Origin of the sequence: Rhodobacter capsulatus, from assembly GCF_005144475.1 — a bacterium.
Classification (GTDB): Bacteria; Pseudomonadota; Alphaproteobacteria; order Rhodobacterales; family Rhodobacteraceae; genus Rhodobacter; species Rhodobacter capsulatus_C.
In genome coordinates this window covers 1-2765 of sequence record NZ_SWJZ01000124.1, presented here as the reverse complement: position 1 = coordinate 2765, position 2765 = coordinate 1, and the positions used below count along the sequence as shown (strand labels likewise).

Annotated in this window: 4 protein-coding genes; all 4 read left to right on the top strand. The window is 64.3% G+C overall.

What is annotated here, in order from left to right:
- Window positions 1-48 precede the first annotated feature (48 nt).
- From tnpA to FBT96_RS19385, 4 genes are read left to right on the top strand one after another with little or no spacing between them, the layout of a single operon-like run.
- Window positions 49-444, top strand: a complete 396-nt coding sequence (tnpA, locus tag FBT96_RS19400) for an IS66-like element accessory protein TnpA (RefSeq protein ID WP_136909576.1) — start codon at window positions 49-51, stop codon at window positions 442-444.
- Complete coding sequence (gene tnpB, locus FBT96_RS19395; protein WP_136909574.1) at window positions 441-788, top strand: IS66 family insertion sequence element accessory protein TnpB; 348 nt, start codon at window positions 441-443, stop codon at window positions 786-788. Before tnpA ends, tnpB begins: the two co-directional genes overlap by 4 nt.
- Before the next feature lie 58 nt (window positions 789-846).
- On the top strand, window positions 847-2346 hold the full coding sequence (tnpC, locus tag FBT96_RS19390) for an IS66 family transposase (RefSeq protein ID WP_136909572.1): 1500 nt from the start codon (window positions 847-849) through the stop codon (window positions 2344-2346).
- Window positions 2343-2753, top strand: a complete 411-nt coding sequence (locus tag FBT96_RS19385) for a hypothetical protein (RefSeq protein ID WP_136909570.1) — start codon at window positions 2343-2345, stop codon at window positions 2751-2753. The genes tnpC and FBT96_RS19385 overlap by 4 nt, the downstream gene beginning before the upstream one ends.
- The last annotated feature ends 12 nt before the right edge of the window (window positions 2754-2765 follow it).

The window sequence follows — 2765 nt, the reverse complement described above, 5'->3', positions numbered from 1 at the left end:
GTAAGCGTCCGGGCTGACTGCTCTGCCGCGTGGTGAGAGAGGCGGATAGTGTCCACCATCGATAGTGGACACTATGGTGATGGCGTGGCGCGTCGGACGAAGCGGCTTTGGACGGATGAGGAGAAGCGGTCGATCTGTTTCCAGACGACGGCGCCGGGCGTTTCCGTGGCGCAGGTGGCGCGGCGCTACGCTGTGAATGCCAACCTGATCTTCAAGTGGCTGCGCGATCCCCGTCATGCGCCGGACCCTGCCTCGGCTGCGCCCCCAGCAGAGGAGGCGCGCTTTCTGCCAGTAGAGATCGTCGCGGAGGCGAAGGCACCCATGGCAATGCCTGTAGTCGAGAACCACATCGAGATCGAACTGGCAGGCGGCCACCGGATGCGGATCAGCGGCAGCTATGATCCCGAGGCGCTGGCGCGGTTGATCCGGGGGCTGACGGCGTGATCCCGGTTCCGGCGAACACGCAGGTCTGGCTGGCGGCCGGGGTGACCGACATGCGCAAGGGTTTTGCGGCGTTGGCTGCACAGGCCGAGGCGGTGCTGAAGCAGGACCCGTTCGCCGGGCATCTCTTCGTGTTCAGGGGGCGTCGGGGTGACCTTGTGAAGATCATCTGGTGGGATGGCCAAGGGGCCTGCATGTTCCTGAAGCGACTGGAGAAGGGGCGGTTCGTCTGGCCCTCGGCCAAGGAGGGCAAGGTGGTGCTGTCGCCCGCCCAGTTGTCGATGCTGCTGGAAGGGATCGACTGGCGAGCACCTCAGCGGACGTGGCGGCCCCTGGCGGCGGGATAATCTGCCGATCCTGTAATCAATGATTCCCACAAGGAATACAGTGGGATAAACTTCCCGCATGTTGGATCAGACCCTGACCTTGCCGGAAGACCCCGAGGAGTTGCGCAGCTTCACCGCGCGGCTTCTGGCCGAGGTGAAGGCGCAGGCGATCCTGATCGAGAAGCTGCGGCATCAGTTGGCGGAGCATCGGGCACACCGGTTTGGCGCGTCGTCCGAGACCGCCGAGCAGCTGCAACTGGCCTTGGAGACCAGCGAGATTGCGGCGGCGGCAATGACGGCGCGGATGAAGCTGCCGGACATCGAGGAGAAGGATAAACCCAAGCGCCGTCCGATCCCGGACCATATCCCCCGGATGGAGGTCGAGCTGACCCCGGGCGCCGAGGCCTGTGCCGATTGCGGTGGCCGCCTGCGCCGGATCGGCGAAGATGTGACCGAAGAACTGGAATACGTGCCGGGGCGCTTCATCGTGAACCGCATCGTCCGGCCCCGATTGACATGTTCCTGCTGCGAACGCTTCGTGCAGGCCCCGCTGCCCTCGCGCCCCATCGAGCGCGGTCGCCCCGGGCCAGGTCTTCTGGCCAATGTGCTGGTCAGCAAATACGCCGACCATCTGCCCCTGTATCGCCAGAGCCAGATCTTCGACCGTGAAGGTCTCGACCTCGACCGCTCGACCCTGGCCGACTGGATCGGCAAGACCACCGCCCTGCTGGAACCCCTGGCCGATGCCATCGGTCGCCATGTCCTGTCGGCCGAGGCGATCTTCGCCGACGACACGCCCGTGAGCATGCTCGCCCCCGGCACCGGCAAAACCCAGACAGCCCGGCTCTGGACCTATGCGCGAGATGAACGGCCATGGGGCGGCACCGCCGCGCCCGCTGCATGGTATAGGTTCTCCGGCGACCGCAAGGGCCAGCATCCCAAGGACCATCTCGCCCGGTTCCGGGGCTGGATGCACGCCGATGGTTATGCCGGGTTCGAGGACCTCTACCGCTCCGGTTCAATCCGCGAGGTCGCCTGCATGGCCCATGTCCGGCGCAAGTTCGTCGACATCCACCGATCGCAGGGTTCCCCGATCGCCGAAGAAGCCATCGGTCGGATCGCGCAACTCTATGCCGTCGAGAAAGAGGCCAGAGGGTCGCCACCGGACGTCCGCGTCGCGCTTCGCAAGGCACACGCGGCCCCGGTCTTTGACGATCTGGAGTTATGGCTGGCCATGCAACTCACCACGATCTCGGGCAAATCCCCGCTCGCGGCCACCATCCGCTATGCCCTGACCCGCATGGAGCGCCTGCGCCCCTACCTTGACCATGGCATCTTGGAGTTGGACAACAACGCCGCCGAACGCGGCATGCGCGCCATCGCCCTCGGGCGGAAGAATTACCTCTTCGTCGGCTCGGAAGCGGGCGGCAAGGCCGCCGCCATCGCCTACACCCTGATCGAAACGGCCAAACTCAACGCAGTCGATCCCCACGCCTGGCTCGCCAACACCCTCGCCCGGATCGCTGACTACAAGATCACCAAGGTCGACGACTTCTTGCCCTGGAGGCCCGGCCAATGAATCGAACCATGGCAGTCCTAGTCTGCTTGATCACGTCGACACCGGCAGCCGCGGAAGTCTGTGACAAGGTAAGACCTGCCTGGACATCGCAGGACGGTCCTGTCGGCCAACTCGACGACCTCGCTTTGTTCTTGTTCGAGCCCATCGGCCTGATTGCGATCGGACTGACGGTGGGAGCCCTCCTCCTTAGGTCAGCCTGGTTCTCCACAGTCGCAATCGTGATCTTGATGCTCATGCTTGCGCTCAACGTTAGCACTTGGCGCGAGGCAGATGGCGTCACCCGCTTCGCCATCAGCGAGGGATGTATGGTCGCGCCCTACCTTACCACAATCGTAATGATCGCAATGGCCGCGAGCATCGTCACGCTGACATGGATCAAACCCCTGGATAGGTCAAAGTCGCCCTGACCGGACGCTTAC